Source organism: Streptomyces sp. NPDC051913 (genome assembly GCF_044593635.1).
Classification (GTDB): domain Bacteria; phylum Actinomycetota; class Actinomycetes; order Streptomycetales; family Streptomycetaceae; genus Streptomyces.
On record NZ_JBIUCI010000005.1, the window covers coordinates 641,696 to 659,231 of the forward strand.

Here is a 17,536-nt window from a genome sequence, read left to right on the forward strand (position 1 = left end):
ATGACTTGTAAGACGGACCGCGATAGCTGGGTACGCGTCGAACGGCGGGGATTCGACCGGATCGGGGCCCAGGGATGGAACGGCCCTGAATCCGCTGCTGTCCTGAGCGGGGTCGTCATGCCCTCGTGGTACGCAGGGTTGGCATGGCGCGAGCCGGGTGAACCAGTGATATGGCGGGCAGACGAGATGGAATTGGTCAACGCCGCTCCTGTAGGGCAAGCCGCCCTCGTGACCGAAGACGCTCGTCTCCCGGATGCATGGTGGTCCGCTCTGAACGCTTCCTTGGACGCGCTCGCTACTCAGTCCGCACCCCATGTCGCCACGCCGGACACCGAAACCATCACGCAGGAGCTGTTGACGGCAACCCTCGGGGAGGTCTTTCCCGAGGTGACCGAAACCACGGTCGAGGAGTGGCGGCCGGCCCATGCCGACCTGACGTGGGCGAACGTGACCGGCCCGGCCTTCTGCATGATCGACTGGGAGGACTGGGGTATGGCGCCACGCGGGCTGGACGCGGCAACGCTCTGGGGCAATTCCCTCGCCGTCCCGGCCTTGGCGGAGCGTGTGTGGAGCGAGCGTCGGTCGGACCTGGAGAGCAGGTCCGGCCTGCTGATGGCGCTGTTCTTCTGCGCGAAGGTCGCAGGGCCACACGCGCACTCCGAGGATCCCCGGCTGGAGCAGGCCAGGAAGGAAGCTGCGCGACTCATTGCTGAGCTTCACAACGCCGGGCAGCGCACCCACTGCAGCCGCCCTCACTGACCATCATCCCGCCCCTGGCCAGCCGTCGAACGAAAGGATCGGACCCCCGTCCAGGTACCGCTGCACGGCGACCAGAGTGGTGTGCGTAAAGGGTTGCGGAAGGTCGTTCGAAGGCACCCAGGCGATGGTGTCGTGCTTGTCCGGTTCCGCATTGTGGGGCGTACCGCTCCACCGGTCGGTATGGAAGATCAGGGCCATGAACATTCCTGGGGCCTCCGCGCCCCAGGAACCATGGACGACGTGGACGAGGCGCAGGTCTGCCTCGGCGACCACGACGCCCGTCTCCTCCTTCAGTTCGCGTACCGCGGTCGCGGTGATCGGTTCGCTGGGCTCGCCCTTGCCGCTGGGGACATCCCACTCGCCGGGCGCGAAATCTAGGTGGCTGCTCCGGCGCAGAATGAGGAGTCTGCCGCTGTCCGGATCCGTAACGAGTACGGCTGCGATGAGTCGCGTCGTCATCGGTTCGCTCTTCCACCTGGCCACTGGCTGGTCGGACTCAGTCAAGCGAAGTTCTCCAAACAATCTCGACGTCGTGGGAGCGATACGCTCTGCGTAGGGGACGTGCCAGTCTGACGCAGAAGCCGTACTCTCCGCCTCGTCTTTTCACAGCACGAACCACGCTGGCCACGCAACACGAGCAGCCCTCGCCCCATGGCTGCGTGCCGGCACGAACTGACACGCCGTCTCGGACACTTGAGGGGCCTCAGCCGTTGGAGCAATGATCCGCACGCATACGCCACGCCTTGGTCGCGGTCTGCTTCATGCTGGGGCCACCGGGTGGGAGATCCTGTCGCCGCATAGCGGCACTCCGACCCGGTGTTAGCCGCACTGCAACCAGAAGGAACCCAAGCCATGTCCGACGTCGTAAGGCGCAGCGCCCGCGCCATCCTCCTCGACGGTGACGAACTTGTGCTGATCAAGCGCACCAAGCCGGGCCGGGAACCATACTGGGTGACGGTCGGCGGCGGCGTGGAAGCCGACGACGACACCATCGAAGCGGCCCTACACCGCGAGGTGTTCGAGGAACTCGGTGGCACAGTGGGCCGCACTGAACTCGTCTACTTGATCACCGACAAGCTCGACGGCGGCATCGGCGTCCAGTACATCTTCGCCGCCCGTCTACTGACCATGGACCTGGCCGCGCGGACTGGCACGGAATTCAGCAACCCGGAACGAGGCGACTACGAGGTCGTCCGGGTCCCGTTCACCCCCGACGCCCTCGGCGAACTGAATCTGATGCCACCGCAGTTGGCCGATTTCATCGCCATCAACACCCAGGCACTCGCCTCCACTCTGGTTACGCCAGTACGAATGCCATGAGGATCGGCACCTACCTTTGTCAATCTCAGCGGCCCTGAGGATGAGCAAGACAATATAGCGGCGGAGTCCCGGTTACCGAAACCGGGACTCCGCCGCACCATTAGTAGTCCACCGCCACGTCCATTGCCGCCACTGTGAAGGGAAACCAACAACGACGACTCACAACCGAATACCTGACGTTGCTGTCTTTCCCGTCATGAAGCCGCTACGCCGCGGCATAGCTGAGGCGGAACAGGTCCTGGGCCCGCTCCAGATCCCGCTCCGTACGCAGCTGCACCTCCAGGTCACCAGTGCCGTGGTGGCCGAGCCCCGTCACGTCCCGGGTGAAACCGGGGACGATGTCGACCGCCTTCGGGTCGGCCTTGAGGTAGACGAGGAGCTTGGTCTGCTGCGGCGGGCAGACGCAGGCGAAGTTCCGCAGCCGCTGGTACGCCGCGTACTGCTTGCGCTGGACCCGGGTGATGCCATCCCCGAGGCCGAGCAACACCTCGTCGACCGCTCCGGCCAGCTCCGCCAGGACGCCGCCCTGCACACGGGCGGACCTCGCCCCGGCCACGCGGCGGCGGCCCCGCCTCCCCATGGCCGAATGTCCGGTGACGGAGGCCACGGTCTCAAGGCCGATGTGGTCGGTGCCGAAGTACCGGTAGCGGACCAGGTCGATCGAGCGCCGGTGCTCACGCACGGCGTGCGCGTCGTAGCGGGTGAAGTCGCCGGCGACACAGATCAGACGGGGTGCGCTCCACAGGATCTGGGACGCGGCCGACGCCCCGAATCGGTCGCGGACCAGGTTCCGGAAGGCGTCCTTGTGGGCCATGAGCCACGCCATGTAATAGAGACCCTGGTGAATCACCCCCGGATCAGTGCCGCGCTTGTACTCAACGACCACCGGTGCGAAATTCTCGTCGACTCCTAGTGAGTCGATCCGCCCGCCGTCAACACAGTCGATGACGTACTCGCTCGCCAGAAAGCGGACGCCCAGCAGCGTCTCCATATGTGCCTCGATGAGGCTCTGTACATCCGCCTCGATGCCAGCAAGACGCGGAGTGACCTCGCTCACACCGCTATTCGTCGTGTGGAACAGCTTCAGCCCCGACACCTTCCCCTCCTCGGCTCGAAGATCGAGAACGCCAGCGAGGGGTGCGATTGTTTCCATAGTAGCCTTCGAGCGCGTGAAGAGGGTGTGAAAGGCTACCGACCGAGCCACTGGGGCGCTGGCGTCCCACGACTCCCACGAGTCACCTGATCCCACATACGTCCCACAAAACGACTGACATCACGTCAGGCACCTGGAAAGCAGCAGGTCAGACCAAGTGGGCCATGGATGCAGCAGGCGCCTTCTAAGCGCTTGGCCGCAGGTTCGAGTCCTGCCGGGGGCGCCCTTCCTCGTCGTACGAGGCCTCGTCGCACCGAGGTGTTCAGGCCACCCGCCGGTAGATCCCCGCGCTCCGCCGCAGATGCTCCAGGTCGACCAGATAGCGCCGCAGCGTCACATGGTCGATGTCGCCGTCCTCGCACCAGCCGCGCAGCTTCTCGTCGACCGTCCGTTCCGGGTACTCGACGCCCGGCTCGAAGGTCTGCTCGGCGATGTACCTCAGCACCAGCTTCTTACGGCTCCACTGCGCGGGCAGCCGCACCAGCCGCCGCCCGTCCCGGACGAAGTTCCGCAGGACCAGGTCGGTGTCGGCGTCTCCCGACCCGGGGTTCCCGGCGTCCTGCGCCGCCCCCTCCCGGCTCGCGCGCGCCTCCCGCCGGAACAGGTCGTAGGCGACGGCGAGACCACTTCCGTCCTCGGCCGTCACCACCCCCTGCTCCCGCAGCTTCAGCAGTGCCAGGGCCGTCTCCTTCGCGGGCACCCCGGCCGCCCGGGCGACCTCCTCCGGAGTTCCGGCCCCCAGGGCGACCGCGGCGAAGACCCGCACCCGGTACTCGTCGGTGAACAAACGGATGAGTCGGTCGGTATCCATGCCCGGAGAGGCTAGTGGCATCCCCACACCCCGGCTGAGCGATTTTCCACCCCCGCCCTGTGTCCCCCTCTTCAAAAAGGGTGATCCGCACATGATCGCCGTTACCAGCCGTGAGCGGCGGCGTTGAAGGGGAAGTGCGGTGGCGCGTCCTGCCGCCGCGCGGTCATCGATCCAAAAGGAGAACGTGATGTCTCGCATCGCGAAGGCTGCCGGAGTCGCCCTCGGCGCCGGCGCCATGGCGCTCGGCGGCGCCGGTCTGGCCATGGCGGACGCGGGCGCCCAGGGTGAGGCCGTCGGCTCGCCCGGCGTCCTGTCCGGCAACCTCGTCCAGGTCCCGGTCCACGTTCCGGTCAACGTGTGCGGCAACACCGCCAACCTGATCGGTCTGCTGAACCCGGCGTTCGGCAACACGTGCGCCAACATCAGCGACGGTATCGACGACAAGGGCGGCTACGGCTACGGCGACTGACCTCCCGTCAGTCCCGAAGAGCCCCGGCACTCCGAGCGCCGGGGCTCTTCCCCTGCCCGCCTCGGGAAGGCGTCACGCGTACCGGTAGATCCCGCTGACGTCCTCCAGCGAGTCCGGCGTCACGCCCCACGGCGGCAGCTTCTCGTGCCGCGCCACGATCCGCCGGTACTGCGCGCTGCCCGGCGCGGCCGGCTTCGCGGGCAGATAGCGGGCGCCGCGGTGCCGAAGCTGCCAGCGGTACCACTGCAGGTCGACGAAGGCGTGGTGCATCCAGAAGACCGGGTCGTTGACGGACGCGCCACCGACCATGGCACCGCCGACCCAGCGGTGCACCCGGTTGTGATTGCGCCAGGCGACGGAGCCGCGTCCGCTCCCCCAGCCCTCCAGCCGGTTGCGGAACCCCTTCGCCGACGTCGAGTCCCAGGGCGAGACGTCGTAGACCGGGTCGGCGAGCGCCGACTCCAGCTCGGCCTTGGTGGGCAGCTCGATCGGGTCGCGGACGCGTCCGAGGTCGCGGGTGAGGAACTCCCCGTCGGTGACGCCCTCCTTGAGCGTCCAGTTGCCCGACGCGTAGGCGAACGGTCCGGTCGTCACCTGCCGGTCCGCGCGCCGTCCGGTGCCGCCGAGCAGGTCCTTGGTCCAGGGCGTCGCGCCGGCCCTGCGGTCCTTGGTCCAGTCCCAGTACGGCACGGTCACCGACGCGTCGACCCGGCGCAGCGCCCGCTCCAGGTCCAGCAGGAACCGCCGGTGCCAGGGCAGGAACGAGGGCGCCATGTGAGCCGTACGGAGTCCGCCCTCGCCGTCGGTGACGTAGTAGTCGATGTGCGTCCGGACGAACTCGTCGTACTCACCACGCCGTTTGATCTCCAGCATCGCCTTCACGAAGCGCCGCTTCTCCGCGCTCGTGAGCGTGCTCGCGTCCTTACGGACGTACACCATGACGTCCCCCCATATCACTCATACCGCCCATACCCCATGTGTCATCCAGGCCCCCCGTGTGCCCCATGTGCGTCTCGCGCAGCTGCTGCCCCGGGCCCAGTTCGTCGACGGCGGCGCGAGCGGCTTCGAGCGGGGTGTCGTACGACCGGTAGTGGTCGACCATGCTCAGCCAGGTGCCGTCGGCGCGGCGCATGAGTTCCAGCTGGCGGCCGTCGACGGTGACGTGCCACGAGTCGGCGCCGAAGGTGCGGCCCGCCGAGGTCTTGATGCCGCGGATGTGGCGGCCTCGGTAGGTCTCGTCGAAGGCGATCTCGCCGGGGTTGTCCGCGCTGTGCGGCGGCCGGGAGGCGGCGACGAGCGGCGCGAGCGCCAGCGCCCCGGCCGCGGCGAACAGCCCGCGCAGGACGTCCCGTCGGCCGCCACCGCGTACGGCGCCCCGTACGGCGTCCGGTACCGGGCCGGGTCTGGCCTGACCGCCCGCCACGGGATCGGCCCCCACGGCCACGCCGCTCGCCACGCCCCCGGCCACTCCACCGACACTGACGACCATCCTGTGCTCCTCCCGGTTGGGTTGATCCGTAGCGGTAACCGCGAAGGAGCCCGCACGGTCACCGTCCGGTGGTCCGGACGGAGCCGTACGGGCTCCCGGGGAGGGTGGATTTCCGCGCCGGTCTGCGGGGTTGAGGGTGCCGCGCCGCCGCTACAGGCCGGGTCCCGTCACCAGGTTCGCGCCCGGCACCGTCTGAAGGACCGGCGTGAGCACGCCCACCTGCGGCAGCTTGGGCTCGGGCAGGCCGAAGTTGTCTGCGTTCGGCGCCGTCAGCGGGGCGTCGAGGGTCAGGCCCGGGGCGAGGGTGCGCAGGTCGGAGGCCGGGGCGCCGACGCCGACGTGGTCGAAGTCGTCGCCGAGGAGGTGCGGCAGGGGTGCGTGCAGACCCGCGCCGGGCAGCCCGCCGGTGACCGGGAGCTGCGGGATCACGCGCTCGGGGATGAGCCGCCCCTCGACATAGCGCGGGCCTTCGGGGGCGCCGGGCATCGGCAGCGGGATCTCGCCGCCGATCTTGGGCAGCTCCACGTTGAGGGACTTCTCGACGCCGTCCAGCGGCACCGGGACGGGGACCGTGTCCACCGCCGCGGCGGGGGTCGCGGTGGCGCCCACCGCGGCAGCGACGCCCGTGATGACGGCGGCAAGGGTTCCTCGGGTGGTCGACTTCATGTCAGGTACGGTCCCTTTCAGGATTCGGTGGGCTCAACGTCCGTACCGCACAACGATGCCGAGGCGGCCATCAGCGCAAGATTCCCCCGACTGCCGCAGTAGTACGACGGCCTGTTGGTCAGCTTGTCCAGAAGTCCCACCATCGGGTCAGGATCAGCATCCCGACGATCCCGAGGTGCAACACCGGCAGTACCCAGGTGAACTCATCGAGGAAGGCCCGCAACCAGGTCGGCGCGGGCAGGAATTGCTGCCGTACGACGAACGAGACGACGTACCAGAACAGCAGGATCGTGGCGGCCCACGCCAGACAGCACCACAGGCACAGGGCGTTGATCCGGTACAGCGACTGGAACTGCAACCACGACACGAACCCGATGCCGAAGAGGCAGCCCGCGAGGAAGCCGAGCCAGTACCAGCCGGGAAAGCGCGCCCCGGCCAGCAGGCCGACCCCGACACAGATCACGACGGCGTAGGCGACCAGGCCCAGCATCGGGTTGGGGAACCCGAAGGCGGCGGCCTGGTCGCTCCGCATGACGCTGCCGCAGGACACCACGGGGTTCAGACTGCATCCGGGCGTGAAGTCCGGGTCCTCCAGCAGCTTGAACTTGTCGAGGGTGATGACCCAGGAGGCCAGCAGCCCGGCGGCCCCGGTGAGCACCAGCAGGACGGCGAACCCGCGGCTGCCCCCTGCGGTGCGCACGGTCAGCCGCGCAGGCTGCGGGCGGGCAGGACGACGTGCGCGGCGGCGTTCAGCGTCTCGTCGGCGCCGGCGAAGGCGGCGAGGGCCTCCGGCTCCACGGGCTTGCCCGGCTGGGCCTCGGCCCAGGGGCGGGTGGTGAACACGAAGTAGGCGAAGCCGCGTTCGGCGACCGCCTCCAGCCACTCCGGCGGCGGGGTGCACTGGGCGTTGAAGCCGGGCATGTTGACGACGGCCGTGCCGGACTCGACGAGCAGGCTGACCGGCAGGCTCGGGCGGGCGTTGCCGTCGACGAGGTCACCGCCGACGGGCAGGCCGTTGTTCTCCAGCAGCGCTTCCACGGCGGCCGTGGAGGCCTCCGGTCCGGCCGCGGCGTCCCCGAGGGTGTAGGCGAGGAGGTAGGGCATGTCGCCGTCGGGGGCCTCGCCGCTCCAGGCCATGACGACGAGCGTGCCGAGGTCGGCGGCGTTGAAGGGGCGGGTCTGGCTTGAGGTTGAGGTCACCGCGCGACCATATCGACGGGTCCGAATGGGTTCCGGTCCGTTCTCACCCGACCGGGCGACACCCCGCACACGGTCCACACGATCGAGGGATGTTTTCTCGAACACGCCGTGAAAAAACACACCGAGAAAACCCCGGGAAAAACAAAGGGCCGATTCCGTACGACGCGGAATCGGCCCCTGTGCGACAGGCACGGTCAGGCGCGGAACACCTCAGCCGCCCACGGGCAGTCCGCCGAGCAGCCCGCTGGAGTTCAGCGTGGCGGTCGCGCCCTTCACGGTGTTGAGCACGGAGTCCTTGTTCTCGGTGTCGAGCGCGTTCGACTGGTGCTGAAGCGGCATCACGTCGGCCGGGGCGAGCTGACCGCTGGTGAGCGTGTTCACGGCGCCGGTGAGGCTGGTGGGCGTGACGTCGGCGGTGCTGTAGGCGAACGCGGGCGCGGCGGCGCTCGCGAGGGCCACGGAACCGGCAACAACAGCGGCAGCCTTCAGGGACTTCATCGTGTTCCTTTCAGAGAGAATTCCGACGCCGTGCCTAACGATTGTTCTACGGCCCGGAAACCCCGTACGCAGAAATTTTCTGCAACCCGAAAGACCAAAGAAAAAACAATAGGAAAACAAAACAGCCGTGGCACGGGCCGGCGGGCCCGCACCACGGCTGAGGCGGCGGTCAGGAGGTGGGCAGCAGGCCGCCCACGGTGTCGGTGGCGCCGCCGACCGCGCCGGTCGCGGCGCCGGTGTCCACCGGCAGGGGCACCGGGAGCGGCAGCGGCAGTCCGCCGCCGAGCAGCAGCGCGAGGATGGCGTTGAGGAGCTTGCCGACCACCGCTGTCGCGGCCGGGACCACCTTGGTGGGGTCGCCGCCGGTGGCCGCCGCGAGCAGATCGCTGACCGCCTGCTGAAGGGCGGTGAGCGCGTCGCCGACGGCGTCCGCGGACGGCGCCTTGGAGTCGTCGCCGCTCTTGGTCGCGGGCAGCGGCAGCAGCCCGGTGACCGGGGCGGTCGCGGCCGGCGGGGTGGTCGGGGCGGCGGCGGTGGCCGGCGGGGTCGTCGGCGTCACGGGGGTCTCCGGCACCGGGACCGGGGCGGCGGCCGTGATCTTGGCGATGGCCGCCTTCACGCCGTCGAGGAGCTGGGTCGCCTGTTCGGGCGTGATCTGGCCGTCGTCGGCCTTGAGCACGGTGTTCAGTACGTCGGTGACCGGGGTGAGCAGGCCGCCGAGGTCGCCGAGGGCCTTGAGCTGGGTGAGCAGACCGTCGACGCCGGGGAGGGGTGCCTTGGCCGCCGCCTCGATGCGCTCGGCCTTCGACTGGTTGTCGACCGCCACGGCGGCCGGAGCCGCGATGCCGATGAGGAGCGTGGCGCTGAGGGCCGTGGACGCGATACGACGTGCGGGCATGGAGATTTCCTTTTCGGTGGGGACGGATCCTGTGCCCACCGTGAAAGCGCTCACCACGGCCTGCAACCGAATGAACGCGTGCGGTGATCGTCCGCTTCGGGCGTCCTCCCTGGTGAGACGGCCTGTCAAGCCCCGTCGACCGTGTCGCCGCCCGGTCCCCCCATTCGGGGCAACGCGAACCGGCCGCCCTCCTGCGGGGGAACCACAGGAGGACGGCCGGCCAAGGGCTGCGAGCCGACGTCAGTCGTTGACGCAGGTGTTGCCGAAGGCGGGGTTCAGCAGACCGATGACGTTCACGGTGTTGCCGCAGACGTTGACCGGAACGTGGACCGGAACCTGGACGACGTTGCCCGACAGGACGCCCGGGGAGTGGGCGGCCGCGCCCTGCGCGCCGGCGTCGGCGGCGGCGATGCCGGCACCGCCGGCGACGGCCGCGACAGCAGCGGAGGTAAGGACCAGGCCCTTCGCGATACGCGACATGGAGAGGTGCTCCTTGGGTTGACACAAACACCCGGGCGGATGCCCGGCGCTGTGTCAACGCGCGGCACGCGCGGGAGTTGCGCCGCCAATGGGGTGATCTCGCGAGAGGCCCTGCTTCACCATTCCGACACACTTGTCCGCTTTCGCAGGATTAATACGCATAGCAGCTAGAGTTGCGGACCCCACGACGCACCCCTATAGCCAGCAAATCGCACTCATTTGACGCCCTGGCATCACGACCCGGGTGTCCCACCCCTCCCCGCAACCTCCCGGAAGGGCAACCCCGGTCATGCGCCAATCCCTGCGTCCGCTGCTGCGCCGAGCGACGGTGGGAGCCCTCACCCTCGCCACGCTCTGGGTACCCGGCGGCGCCCTGGCCACCGCACCGCCCTCCCCCGAGGCCGGGCGGATCCCGTTCGCGCAGCGGTACCGGGCCCTCCAGCACGGCGGCATCGTCCGCGCGGCGAACGCCTCGATCAGCTGCCGGGCGACCGCGGCCCAGCCCTCCTGCCCGGCCGTCCGCGAGGGCGGCGCGGCGGTCAACGGCGACTTCGACATGTTCTACGTCGACGTCGACACCGACCCCAACACCTACAACTCCTCCCGCGCCGAGGTCCGGCTGCCCGAGGGCGCCCGGGCCACGTACGCGCGCCTGTACTGGGGCGGCAACCTCCGGGTCGGCGAGCAGAAGCCGCCGAAGGACAACGGGCGGGTGCTGATCGCCGAGCCCGGCGGCCAGTACAAGGAGGTCCTCGCCGACACCCTGGTGGGCCATCGGACGGCCCGGGGCGCGGACGCCTTCCAGGCCTCGGCGGACGTCACCAAGCTGGTGCGGGAGAGCGGTTCGGGGCTGTACACCGTCGCGCAGGTCAATGTGGCGATGGGGAGGTCGACGGCCGGCGCGTGGGGCGGCTGGACGCTCGTGGTGGCGTACGAGAAGGCGGCGGAGCCGCTGCGGCACCTCGCCCTGTGGGACGGCTTCGACACGCTCGGGACGGGCCGGGATCTCGGCCCGCGCGGACTGCGCTTCCCCAAGGGCGCCTCCGGCCGGGTGGGTCTGGTCGCCTACGACGGCGACCGCGGCCGTACGGGCGACACCCTCACCCTCTCGGCCGATCGCCGGGCCCCCGTCGCGCTGACCGACGCCGCCAACCCCCGTTCGGACGTACTGAATTCGACGATCAGCGAGCCCGGCGAGCGGCCGGCGGCGCGGGTCCCGTCGTACGTGAACACGCTCGGCTACGACTCCGATGTGTTCGATCTCGGCACGGCTCTGCGACGCGGTGGTGACCAGCTGGCCTTCCGGCTCGTTTCCCAGCGGGACGCGGCGTGGGCCGGCGCGCTCTTCGTCGCCGTCGACGCCCAGAGTTGAGGCGCGTTCCCGCCCGTCCCGAGTGCCGTCCGTGAGCGAGGAAACCGCGCAATGCACCAGTCAGCAACCGACCCTCGGCCGCGGGTCCTGCATGTGACGCAGCCTGTGGACGGCGGGGTCGCCCGGGTCGTGACGGACCTGGTCCGGGCCCAGCTCACGGCCGGGACGCGGGTCACGGTGGCCTGTCCGGGCGGGGCCTTCGCCGACGGGCTGCGGGCGCTGGGCGCCGAGGTACGGCACTGGTCCGCGACACGGTCCCCGGGACCGTCGCTCCCGGGCGAGGTCCGGCGGCTCGCACGGGTGATCGAAGAGGTACGGCCCGAACTGGTGCACGTGCACAGTGCGAAGGCCGGTCTCGCCGGTCGGCTCGCGGTGCGCGGACGGATCCCGACCGTGTTCCAGCCGCACGCCTGGTCGTTCGAGGCGGTCGGCGGGACCACCGCGGCGCTCGCCCTGAAGTGGGAGCGGTGGGGGGCGCGCTGGGCCTCCCGGGTGGTGTGCGTGAGCGAGGCGGAGCGCACGACCGGCGTACGCGCCGGGATCGCCGCCCCCTGGAGTGTCGTTCCCAACGGCATCGACCCCGCCCGCTTCCACCCGGCAGCCGTGGGCACCGTACGAGCTTCCCTCCTGCCCGATGTCGACCCCGCCGCCCCGCTCGTCGTGTGCGTGGGGCGGCTGTGCCGGCAGAAGGGCCAGGACGTCCTGCTGAAGGCGTGGGAGGCAGTGCTCGGGCGGGTGCCGCGGGCCCGGCTCGCGTTGGTCGGTGACGGCCCCGACCGGGACCGACTGCGGTCCCTGGCACCGGATTCGGTGCTGTTCGTCGGGGACGTCCCCGACACCGCCCCCTGGTACCAGGCCGCCGATCTGGTCGTCCTGCCCTCGCGCTGGGAGGGCATGGCGCTCGCCCCGCTGGAGGCGATGGCGTGCGGGCGACCGGTGGTGCTGAGCGACGTGGACGGGGCCCGGGAGAGCCTGCCACCGCAGCTCGCACCGCACTGCCTCGTCCCGCCGGAGCGTCCCGCGCCGCTCGCCGCCGCCGTCGCCGAGCTGCTGCTCGATCCCCTGCTGTGCGAGTCGCTCGGCCACCAGGGGCGTCGGCACGTGCTGGCCACGCACGACGTGCGGCACACCACCGAGGCGGTGGCGGACCTGTACCGCGAACTGCTCGGTACGACAGGCCGCGTCATGCCCTCCGAGTACAGGGAGTCGATCCACTCGTGACCGCGGAAAGCACCCTCCCCTCGCCCGGCGGGCAGCCACGCGACCCCGGCTTCTCGCCCGTCTCGGTCCTCGCCTCGCGCGGTGTCACCGGCGGCTTCCGGTTCCCGCACCGCCGCCCGCAGCCCCGGCCCGCCTCCCCCGTGCCGCTGCTCGCCGCGGACCTGGCCGCCGCCCTGCTGGGCGCCCTCGCCCTCACCGGCACCGCGCACCAGCCGCTGCTCGCGGCCCTTCTGGTCGCCGCGTCGATGCTGCTGCGCCCGCAGCTGCCGCGCGCGGTGCCGGGCGTCCTCGACGAACTGCCCGCCGTCTGCGGCCGGATCGCGGTCGGCTGGCTGGCGCTCGGCGCGCTCGTCGCCGCGTACGCCCCGCAGCACGCCCTGGACGCCCGCGCCCTCGCCGCCGGCTTCCTGCTCCAGACGGTCGCGGCCTGCGCGACCCGCGGCACCGTGCACTGGCGGCGCCGCACGGTCCTGCGCGGCCGGCCGCGCGCGGCCCTCGTCCTCGGCCCGGCGGCGACCGCGCAGCGCGTGGCCGCCGGCCTGCTGCGCCACCCGCGCTGCGGGGTACGGCCGGTGGGCGTGGTGGCCGAGCAGCCCGACGGCAGCGACGGCCTGCCCGTGCTGACCACCGGCGGGGAGGTGGAACGGGCGCTCATCCAGAACGGCGTCCGGGACGTCCTCGTCGTCCATCCCTCCGTGCGGACCGGGCAGGGGCCGCTGCTGCGGGCGCTCGCCGAGTCGGGCTGCGCGGTGTGGGAGGTCGACGCGGACGCCCCGTCGTACGCCTCCCGCGACCAGCTCGCCGGGTACGCCTGCCGGCGTCTCGACATGGGCGGTCGGCGGCCCGGCAGCTTCGGCAAGCGGCTCCTCGACGTGCTGGTCGCGGGGACGCTGCTGCTGCTGGTCAGCCCCTTGCTGCTGGTGTGCGCGGTGGTGCTGCGGCTGACCGACGGGCCCGGTGTCGTCTTCCGCCAGGAACGCATCGGCAAGGACGGGCGCCCCTTCACGCTGCTGAAGTTCCGCACCCACCGCCCGGTCGACGAGCACGAGTCGGCGACCCGCTGGAGCGTGGCGAACGAACGCCAGATGTCCTGGTTCTGCCGCTTCCTGCGACGCACCTCCCTGGACGAGCTGCTCCAGCTGTGGAACGTCTTCTGGGGCGACATGAGCCTGGTCGGCCCGAGACCCGAACGGCCCTACTTCGTCGGCCAGTTCAGCCAGATGTATCCCGGCTACGCGGCCCGTCACCGGATGCAGACCGGCATCACCGGTCTCGCCCAGATCCACGGCCTGCGCGGCGACACCTCCATCGAGGACCGGGCCCGCTTCGACAACGCGTACATCGACAACTGGTCGCTGTGGCAGGACATCTGCATCCTCGCCCGCACCGCCGCCGCGCTCGTCCGTCCGACGGGGAGCTGACGATGAGGCTGCCTCGGGTACTGCCGGTGCTCCCGGCCATCGTGGTGATCGCGCTGCTGGGGCTGCCGCTCGGACCGGGCGGCGAGGGCGGCGCGGGTCCGGCCGACGCGGTCTCCGCGCTGATGGTGCTGTACTGCGGGATCCGTCTCGTACGGGACCGGCGGCGCCCCCTGTCCCGTACCGCCGCCGTGATCCTGGGCCTGCCGGTGCTCGGGCTGGCGATCGCCGCCATGGGCGCCGCGACGCCGGGCGCCGGGATCACCGGCATGGGCCGCTACCTCCAGATCTTCGTCCTCGTCCCCGCCGCGGTCCTGCTCCTGATCCGGGACCGCGGCGACTTCCGCGTCCTCGCCTGGTCCTTCGTCGGCCTCGCCCTGTGGCAGGGGGCGATCGGCGTGCACCAGTTCCTGACCGGGACCGGCGCCTCCTACCAGGGCCAGGAGATCCGCGCCGTCGGCACCTTCGGGGCGCAGGACGTGATGGGGATGGCGACCGTCGTCTGCTTCGGGCTGATCTGCGCGGTGGGCCTCGCGCTGGGCACAACCGCCGTACGGCAGCGGACGGTTGCCGCGTGCTGTGCGCTGGCGCTGCTCGTCCCGCTGGCCCTGTCCTTCAGCCGCGGGGCGTGGATCGCGACCGCGGTGACCTGCTCGGTGCAACTGATGCTCGCCGGGCTGCGGCGGGCGCTGCGGGTGGGCGCCGTGGTGGCCGCGCTCGGGGTGATCCTCGTCGGCGGCTTCGGCGTCGGCTCGGCGATGCTCCAGGAGCGCGTCAACAGCATCACGCAGGTCACCGACGCGCCCGACCAGTCCGTCACCGACCGGTACACCATGTGGGCGGCGTCGGTGGACATGTGGCGCGAACAGCCGCTGACCGGCGTCGGGTTGAAGGGTTTCCCCGAACACCGGGACGCCCACGCCTCACTCGCGCTGTCCGCAGGCAGCGACACGGAGGGCGCGGGCACGGCCTTCCGCAAGCAGCCGCTGCTGTCCCCGCACAACATGTACCTCCTGATCCTCGCCGAACAGGGCCTGATCGGGCTGCTCGCGCTGGCCGGGGGCTGGCTGGCGCTGCTGGTGTGCGGGCTGCGGGGTCTGGTGCGGGTACGGCGGTTGGGCGCCGGGGCCGTCTCCGGTCACGCGACCCTGGGCGGCGGAGCCGTCCTCACGCGCGGGCTCGACTGTGGGCTCGTCGCCTGCGGGCTGTTGGTGTGGCAGTTGACCGACTTCGTGTACGCCGACATCGGCGGGCCTTCCACCGTGCTGACGGCCGTCTGCTTCGGGCTGGCGGCGTGGTGGGGGCTGGCCGGGAGCGGCCTGCGGGAACCCGCGACGGTGCCGCTCGCGGTACCCGTCCGCGCCGAGGAGGCCGCCGCGCGATGAGGGTGACGCGCTCCCGGCCGTCCCGGGCCGACACCGACGCCGGTCCGGTGGCCGTCCCCGCGGCACGGGCCGCCGCACCGGCCGACACCCCCGACGTCGCCCCCGCCTCCCGCGGCTTCCTCGCCAGGGCCGCCCTGATCACGGCCGTCCTCACCGCGGCCGGCGCCCTGCTCGGGCTCGTCCGGGACCAGGCGCTGGCGCGGCTGTTCGGGGCGGGGAGCGAGACGGACGCCTTCCTGGTCGCGTGGACGATCCCGGAGTTCGCCTCGACGCTGCTCATCGAGGACGGCCTGGCCTTCGCGCTGGTCCCGGCGTTCAGCCTGGCGCTGGCCCGGCGGGCCCAGGGCGCTCCCGGCGACCCCGTGCGCGCGCTGGTCGGCAGCACGCTGCCGCGCCTCTCGCTCGCCTTCGTCGCCGTGTCCGCGCTCATCGCCGGCACCGCCCCCTACCTCGTCGAGGCCCTCGCGCCCGGTCTGCCCGACCCGGCCCTCGCCGTCGACTGCACCCGCCTCACCGCCCTGTGCGTGCTCGGCTTCGGTCTCGCCGGGTACGGCAGCGCGGCGCTGCGGGCCCACCGCAGGTTCCTCGCGCCGGCCGCGATCTACGTGGCGTACAACACCGGCATCATCACGGCGATGTTCGTGCTGGGCGGCCACTGGGGCGTGCGGTCGGCGGCGATCGGGGTGGCCGTCGGTGGCGGGTTGATGGCGCTGGTTCAACTGCCCTCGTTCATCAGGCAGTTGCGCCGCAAGGCCGGCGCCCCCGCCGTCGAGCAGCCGTCCACCGGGGTCTCCGAGCGGGCCGTCACCGGCGCCCTCGTCGCCTCCGTCCTGCTCTTCGCCCTGTGCCGGCAGTCGCAGACCCTCATCGAGCGCTTCCTCGCCTCCACGCTCGACGCCGGGGCCATCTCGCACCTGAACTACGCGCAGAAGGTCGCCCAGATCCCGATGACGCTGTCGATGATGCTGTGCACGGTCACCTTCCCGGTGGTCGCGCGGGCGCTCGCCGACGGGGACGTCGAGCGGGCCCGCGACCGGGTGGAGCGGGACCTGGCGCTGACCTGCTGCATGCTGCTGCTCGGTGCGGCCGTGGTGATCTCCTGCGCCCCGCAGATCGTCGAACTCCTCTTCCAGCGGGGCGCGTTCACCGCCCGGGACACCTCCGCGACGGCGGACGTCATGCGGGTCTACGCCCTCGGGCTGCTCGGTCAGACCCTGACCGGCGCGCTCGTGCGGTCGTACTTCTCCGCCGGCCGGCCCAGCTGGTACCCGGTCGCCGCGATGGCCACCGGCATCGTCGCCACGTCCTGGATCGGCGCCTGGACCGTGGGCAGCTGGGGTGTGCTCGGCATCGCCGCCGCCAACGCCTCCGGCATCACCGTGACGGCCGTGGTGCTGCTCGCCGGGATGGGGCCGCGCAGTGTGCCGATCCGCGTCCGGAGCGTCCTGGGCGAGCTGAGCAAGCCGGTGCGGGCCGCGGTGGTCGCGACCATCGCCGGGACGTTCGTCGCCGAACAGGTGCCCGCTGCCGTCCCCGGGCTCGCCGCGGGCGGCACCACCGTGGTCGCCGTGTTCGTCCTGCTCGCCTGGGCGCTGGACGCCCAGGGCGTCGTACCCGCACTCCGATCCGTACGCACCCTCACGCGGAGGCTCACCCATGGCCGCACCCGTTGATTCCGCCGCTCCCGTCGGACCGCGCACCGTTCCGTGGATCGCGATGTACCACTCGGTCGGCGACTGCACCGACGACCCGTACCGCATCACGGTCACCCCGGACCGCCTCGACCGGCAGCTGACCTGGCTCGGCCGCCGCGGTCTGCGGGGCGTGTCCGTGGCCGACCTGCTGGCCGCCCAGGACCGCACGGGCCTGGTCGGGCTGACCTTCGACGACGGGTACGCCGACTTCCTCGCCGACGCCCTGCCCGTCCTGCGGCGGCACGGCTTCGGCGCCACCCTGTTCGTCCTGCCCGGCCGGCTCGGCGGCGACAACGCCTGGGACCCGCTGGGCCCGCGCAAGCCGCTGCTCACCGCCGACGGCATCCGCCGGGCGGCCCGGGCCGGCGTCGAGATCGGCTCGCACGGCCTCACCCACGTCGACCTCACCGGCGCCGACGACCTCCAGCTGAAGTCCGAGGTCGTCGAGAGCCGGGCCGCGCTGGAGGAGATCACCGGCGCGGCGGTCGACGGGTTCTGCTACCCCTACGGCACCCTCGACCAGCGCGCCGTCGACGCCGTACGGGACGCCGGATACCGGTACGCCTGCGCCATCGACCCCGGCCCGTTCGACAGCCCCCTCGCCCTGCCCCGCGTCCATGTCGGGCAGAACGACACCGCCGTCCGCCTCTTCCTCAAACACCGGCTGCACCGGCTGCGGCGCCGCCCCGTGGAGGGGATCTGA

The 17,536-nt window shown here is 71.4% G+C and carries 19 protein-coding genes, 1 tRNA gene and 1 pseudogene; 10 read left to right on the plus strand and 11 right to left on the minus strand.

Features of this window, described 5'->3' with window-relative positions:
- Positions 1-9: 9 nt before the first annotated feature.
- Positions 10-759 (plus strand): annotated as a pseudogene (locus tag ACIHIX_RS19060) (hypothetical protein); the annotation flags it as partial.
- 3 nt (positions 760-762) lie between these two features.
- Here the strand turns inward: ACIHIX_RS19060 and ACIHIX_RS19065 are convergent.
- On the minus strand, positions 763-1,218 hold the full coding sequence (locus ACIHIX_RS19065) for an NUDIX domain-containing protein (protein ID WP_399957120.1): 456 nt from the start codon (positions 1,216-1,218) through the stop codon (positions 763-765).
- A 393-nt stretch (positions 1,219-1,611) separates the two neighbouring features.
- Between ACIHIX_RS19065 and ACIHIX_RS19070 the strand changes: the two genes are divergently transcribed.
- A complete protein-coding gene (locus ACIHIX_RS19070; RefSeq protein WP_399957123.1) occupies positions 1,612-2,079 on the plus strand; it encodes an NUDIX domain-containing protein in 468 nt (155 codons plus the stop codon).
- Positions 2,080-2,284: 205 nt separating this feature from the next.
- On the opposite strand, the gene ACIHIX_RS19075 is transcribed toward ACIHIX_RS19070, so the two are convergent.
- Entirely contained in the window at positions 2,285-3,175 is an 891-nt protein-coding gene (locus ACIHIX_RS19075; protein ID WP_399957126.1) for a DUF5655 domain-containing protein, read from the minus strand.
- A gap of 186 nt (positions 3,176-3,361) precedes the next feature.
- Here ACIHIX_RS19075 and ACIHIX_RS19080 point away from each other — a divergent pair.
- Positions 3,362-3,455: transfer RNA gene (locus ACIHIX_RS19080), tRNA-Arg, on the plus strand.
- A 39-nt stretch (positions 3,456-3,494) separates the two neighbouring features.
- On the opposite strand, the gene ACIHIX_RS19085 is transcribed toward ACIHIX_RS19080, so the two are convergent.
- The gene (locus tag ACIHIX_RS19085) at positions 3,495-4,043 is read right to left on the minus strand and encodes a DUF2087 domain-containing protein (RefSeq protein ID WP_399957129.1); all 549 of its coding nucleotides are present in this window, start codon (positions 4,041-4,043) and stop codon (positions 3,495-3,497) included.
- 187 nt (positions 4,044-4,230) lie between these two features.
- Between ACIHIX_RS19085 and ACIHIX_RS19090 the strand changes: the two genes are divergently transcribed.
- Complete coding sequence (locus ACIHIX_RS19090; RefSeq protein WP_399957131.1) at positions 4,231-4,512, plus strand: chaplin; 282 nt, start codon at positions 4,231-4,233, stop codon at positions 4,510-4,512.
- Between the two features lie 72 nt (positions 4,513-4,584).
- Here ACIHIX_RS19090 and ACIHIX_RS19095 read toward each other — a convergent pair whose 3' ends face one another.
- The 8 genes from ACIHIX_RS19095 to ACIHIX_RS19130 form a co-directional block, all read right to left on the minus strand.
- A complete protein-coding gene (locus ACIHIX_RS19095) occupies positions 4,585-5,451 on the minus strand; it encodes a tyrosinase family protein (protein ID WP_399957134.1) in 867 nt (288 codons plus the stop codon).
- Positions 5,435-6,001: a tyrosinase family oxidase copper chaperone gene (locus tag ACIHIX_RS19100; RefSeq protein WP_399957136.1), complete on the minus strand. Its 567-nt coding sequence runs from the start codon at positions 5,999-6,001 to the stop codon at positions 5,435-5,437. The genes ACIHIX_RS19095 and ACIHIX_RS19100 overlap by 17 nt, the downstream gene beginning before the upstream one ends.
- 150 nt (positions 6,002-6,151) lie before the next feature.
- Positions 6,152-6,667, minus strand: coding sequence for a hypothetical protein (locus ACIHIX_RS19105; RefSeq protein ID WP_399957139.1), 516 nt, complete (start codon positions 6,665-6,667; stop codon positions 6,152-6,154).
- A gap of 118 nt (positions 6,668-6,785) precedes the next feature.
- Complete coding sequence (locus ACIHIX_RS19110) at positions 6,786-7,367, minus strand: vitamin K epoxide reductase family protein (RefSeq protein WP_399957142.1); 582 nt, start codon at positions 7,365-7,367, stop codon at positions 6,786-6,788.
- Between the two features lie 2 nt (positions 7,368-7,369).
- Positions 7,370-7,867, minus strand: a complete 498-nt coding sequence (locus ACIHIX_RS19115; RefSeq protein WP_399957145.1) for a DUF5949 family protein — start codon at positions 7,865-7,867, stop codon at positions 7,370-7,372.
- Between the two features lie 210 nt (positions 7,868-8,077).
- Positions 8,078-8,365 carry a hypothetical protein gene (locus ACIHIX_RS19120; RefSeq protein WP_329339066.1) on the minus strand — a complete coding sequence of 96 codons (288 nt, stop codon included), beginning with the start codon at positions 8,363-8,365 and terminating at the stop codon, positions 8,078-8,080.
- Between the two features lie 169 nt (positions 8,366-8,534).
- Positions 8,535-9,263, minus strand: coding sequence for a hypothetical protein (locus ACIHIX_RS19125; RefSeq protein ID WP_399957148.1), 729 nt, complete (start codon positions 9,261-9,263; stop codon positions 8,535-8,537).
- A gap of 240 nt (positions 9,264-9,503) precedes the next feature.
- Positions 9,504-9,743 carry a chaplin gene (locus ACIHIX_RS19130; protein WP_059191878.1) on the minus strand — a complete coding sequence of 80 codons (240 nt, stop codon included), beginning with the start codon at positions 9,741-9,743 and terminating at the stop codon, positions 9,504-9,506.
- A 289-nt stretch (positions 9,744-10,032) separates the two neighbouring features.
- Here ACIHIX_RS19130 and ACIHIX_RS19135 point away from each other — a divergent pair, with 289 nt between their 5' ends.
- From ACIHIX_RS19135 to ACIHIX_RS19160, 6 genes are read left to right on the plus strand one after another with little or no spacing between them, the layout of a single operon-like run.
- On the plus strand, positions 10,033-11,115 hold the full coding sequence (locus ACIHIX_RS19135; RefSeq protein ID WP_399957150.1) for a DUF3344 domain-containing protein: 1,083 nt from the start codon (positions 10,033-10,035) through the stop codon (positions 11,113-11,115).
- Positions 11,116-11,166: 51 nt separating this feature from the next.
- A complete protein-coding gene (locus ACIHIX_RS19140; protein ID WP_399957153.1) occupies positions 11,167-12,336 on the plus strand; it encodes a glycosyltransferase in 1,170 nt (389 codons plus the stop codon).
- Positions 12,333-13,757 (plus strand): exopolysaccharide biosynthesis polyprenyl glycosylphosphotransferase, encoded by a 1,425-nt coding sequence (locus ACIHIX_RS19145; RefSeq protein WP_399957156.1) that lies wholly within the window; start codon positions 12,333-12,335, stop codon positions 13,755-13,757. The genes ACIHIX_RS19140 and ACIHIX_RS19145 overlap by 4 nt, the downstream gene beginning before the upstream one ends.
- Before the next feature lie 2 nt (positions 13,758-13,759).
- Positions 13,760-15,139 carry an O-antigen ligase family protein gene (locus ACIHIX_RS19150; RefSeq protein ID WP_399957159.1) on the plus strand — a complete coding sequence of 460 codons (1,380 nt, stop codon included), beginning with the start codon at positions 13,760-13,762 and terminating at the stop codon, positions 15,137-15,139.
- The gene (murJ, locus tag ACIHIX_RS19155) at positions 15,136-16,812 is read left to right on the plus strand and encodes a murein biosynthesis integral membrane protein MurJ (protein WP_399957162.1); all 1,677 of its coding nucleotides are present in this window, start codon (positions 15,136-15,138) and stop codon (positions 16,810-16,812) included. Before ACIHIX_RS19150 ends, murJ begins: the two co-directional genes overlap by 4 nt.
- The gene (locus ACIHIX_RS19160; RefSeq protein ID WP_399957165.1) at positions 16,796-17,536 is read left to right on the plus strand and encodes a polysaccharide deacetylase family protein; all 741 of its coding nucleotides are present in this window, start codon (positions 16,796-16,798) and stop codon (positions 17,534-17,536) included. Before murJ ends, ACIHIX_RS19160 begins: the two co-directional genes overlap by 17 nt.

Excerpts from the sequence above, each read along its gene's own strand:
- ACIHIX_RS19140 (WP_399957153.1), top strand. The coding sequence starts at position 11,167 with ATGCACCAGTCAGCAACCGACCCTCGGCCGCGGGTCCTGCATGTGACG.
- ACIHIX_RS19125 (WP_399957148.1), bottom strand. The coding sequence starts at position 9,263 with ATGCCCGCACGTCGTATCGCGTCCACGGCCCTCAGCGCCACGCTCCTC.
- murJ (WP_399957162.1), top strand. The coding sequence starts at position 15,136 with ATGAGGGTGACGCGCTCCCGGCCGTCCCGGGCCGACACCGACGCCGGT.
- ACIHIX_RS19160 (WP_399957165.1), top strand. The coding sequence starts at position 16,796 with ATGGCCGCACCCGTTGATTCCGCCGCTCCCGTCGGACCGCGCACCGTT.
- ACIHIX_RS19100 (WP_399957136.1), bottom strand. The coding sequence starts at position 6,001 with ATGGTCGTCAGTGTCGGTGGAGTGGCCGGGGGCGTGGCGAGCGGCGTG.
- ACIHIX_RS19090 (WP_399957131.1), top strand. The coding sequence starts at position 4,231 with ATGTCTCGCATCGCGAAGGCTGCCGGAGTCGCCCTCGGCGCCGGCGCC.
- ACIHIX_RS19130 (WP_059191878.1), bottom strand. The coding sequence starts at position 9,743 with ATGTCGCGTATCGCGAAGGGCCTGGTCCTTACCTCCGCTGCTGTCGCG.
- ACIHIX_RS19095 (WP_399957134.1), bottom strand. The coding sequence starts at position 5,451 with ATGGTGTACGTCCGTAAGGACGCGAGCACGCTCACGAGCGCGGAGAAG.
- ACIHIX_RS19070 (WP_399957123.1), top strand. The coding sequence starts at position 1,612 with ATGTCCGACGTCGTAAGGCGCAGCGCCCGCGCCATCCTCCTCGACGGT.
- ACIHIX_RS19120 (WP_329339066.1), bottom strand. The coding sequence starts at position 8,365 with ATGAAGTCCCTGAAGGCTGCCGCTGTTGTTGCCGGTTCCGTGGCCCTC.
- ACIHIX_RS19065 (WP_399957120.1), bottom strand. The coding sequence starts at position 1,218 with ATGACGACGCGACTCATCGCAGCCGTACTCGTTACGGATCCGGACAGC.
- ACIHIX_RS19085 (WP_399957129.1), bottom strand. The coding sequence starts at position 4,043 with ATGGATACCGACCGACTCATCCGTTTGTTCACCGACGAGTACCGGGTG.
- ACIHIX_RS19105 (WP_399957139.1), bottom strand. The coding sequence starts at position 6,667 with ATGAAGTCGACCACCCGAGGAACCCTTGCCGCCGTCATCACGGGCGTC.
- ACIHIX_RS19150 (WP_399957159.1), top strand. The coding sequence starts at position 13,760 with ATGAGGCTGCCTCGGGTACTGCCGGTGCTCCCGGCCATCGTGGTGATC.
- ACIHIX_RS19135 (WP_399957150.1), top strand. The coding sequence starts at position 10,033 with ATGCGCCAATCCCTGCGTCCGCTGCTGCGCCGAGCGACGGTGGGAGCC.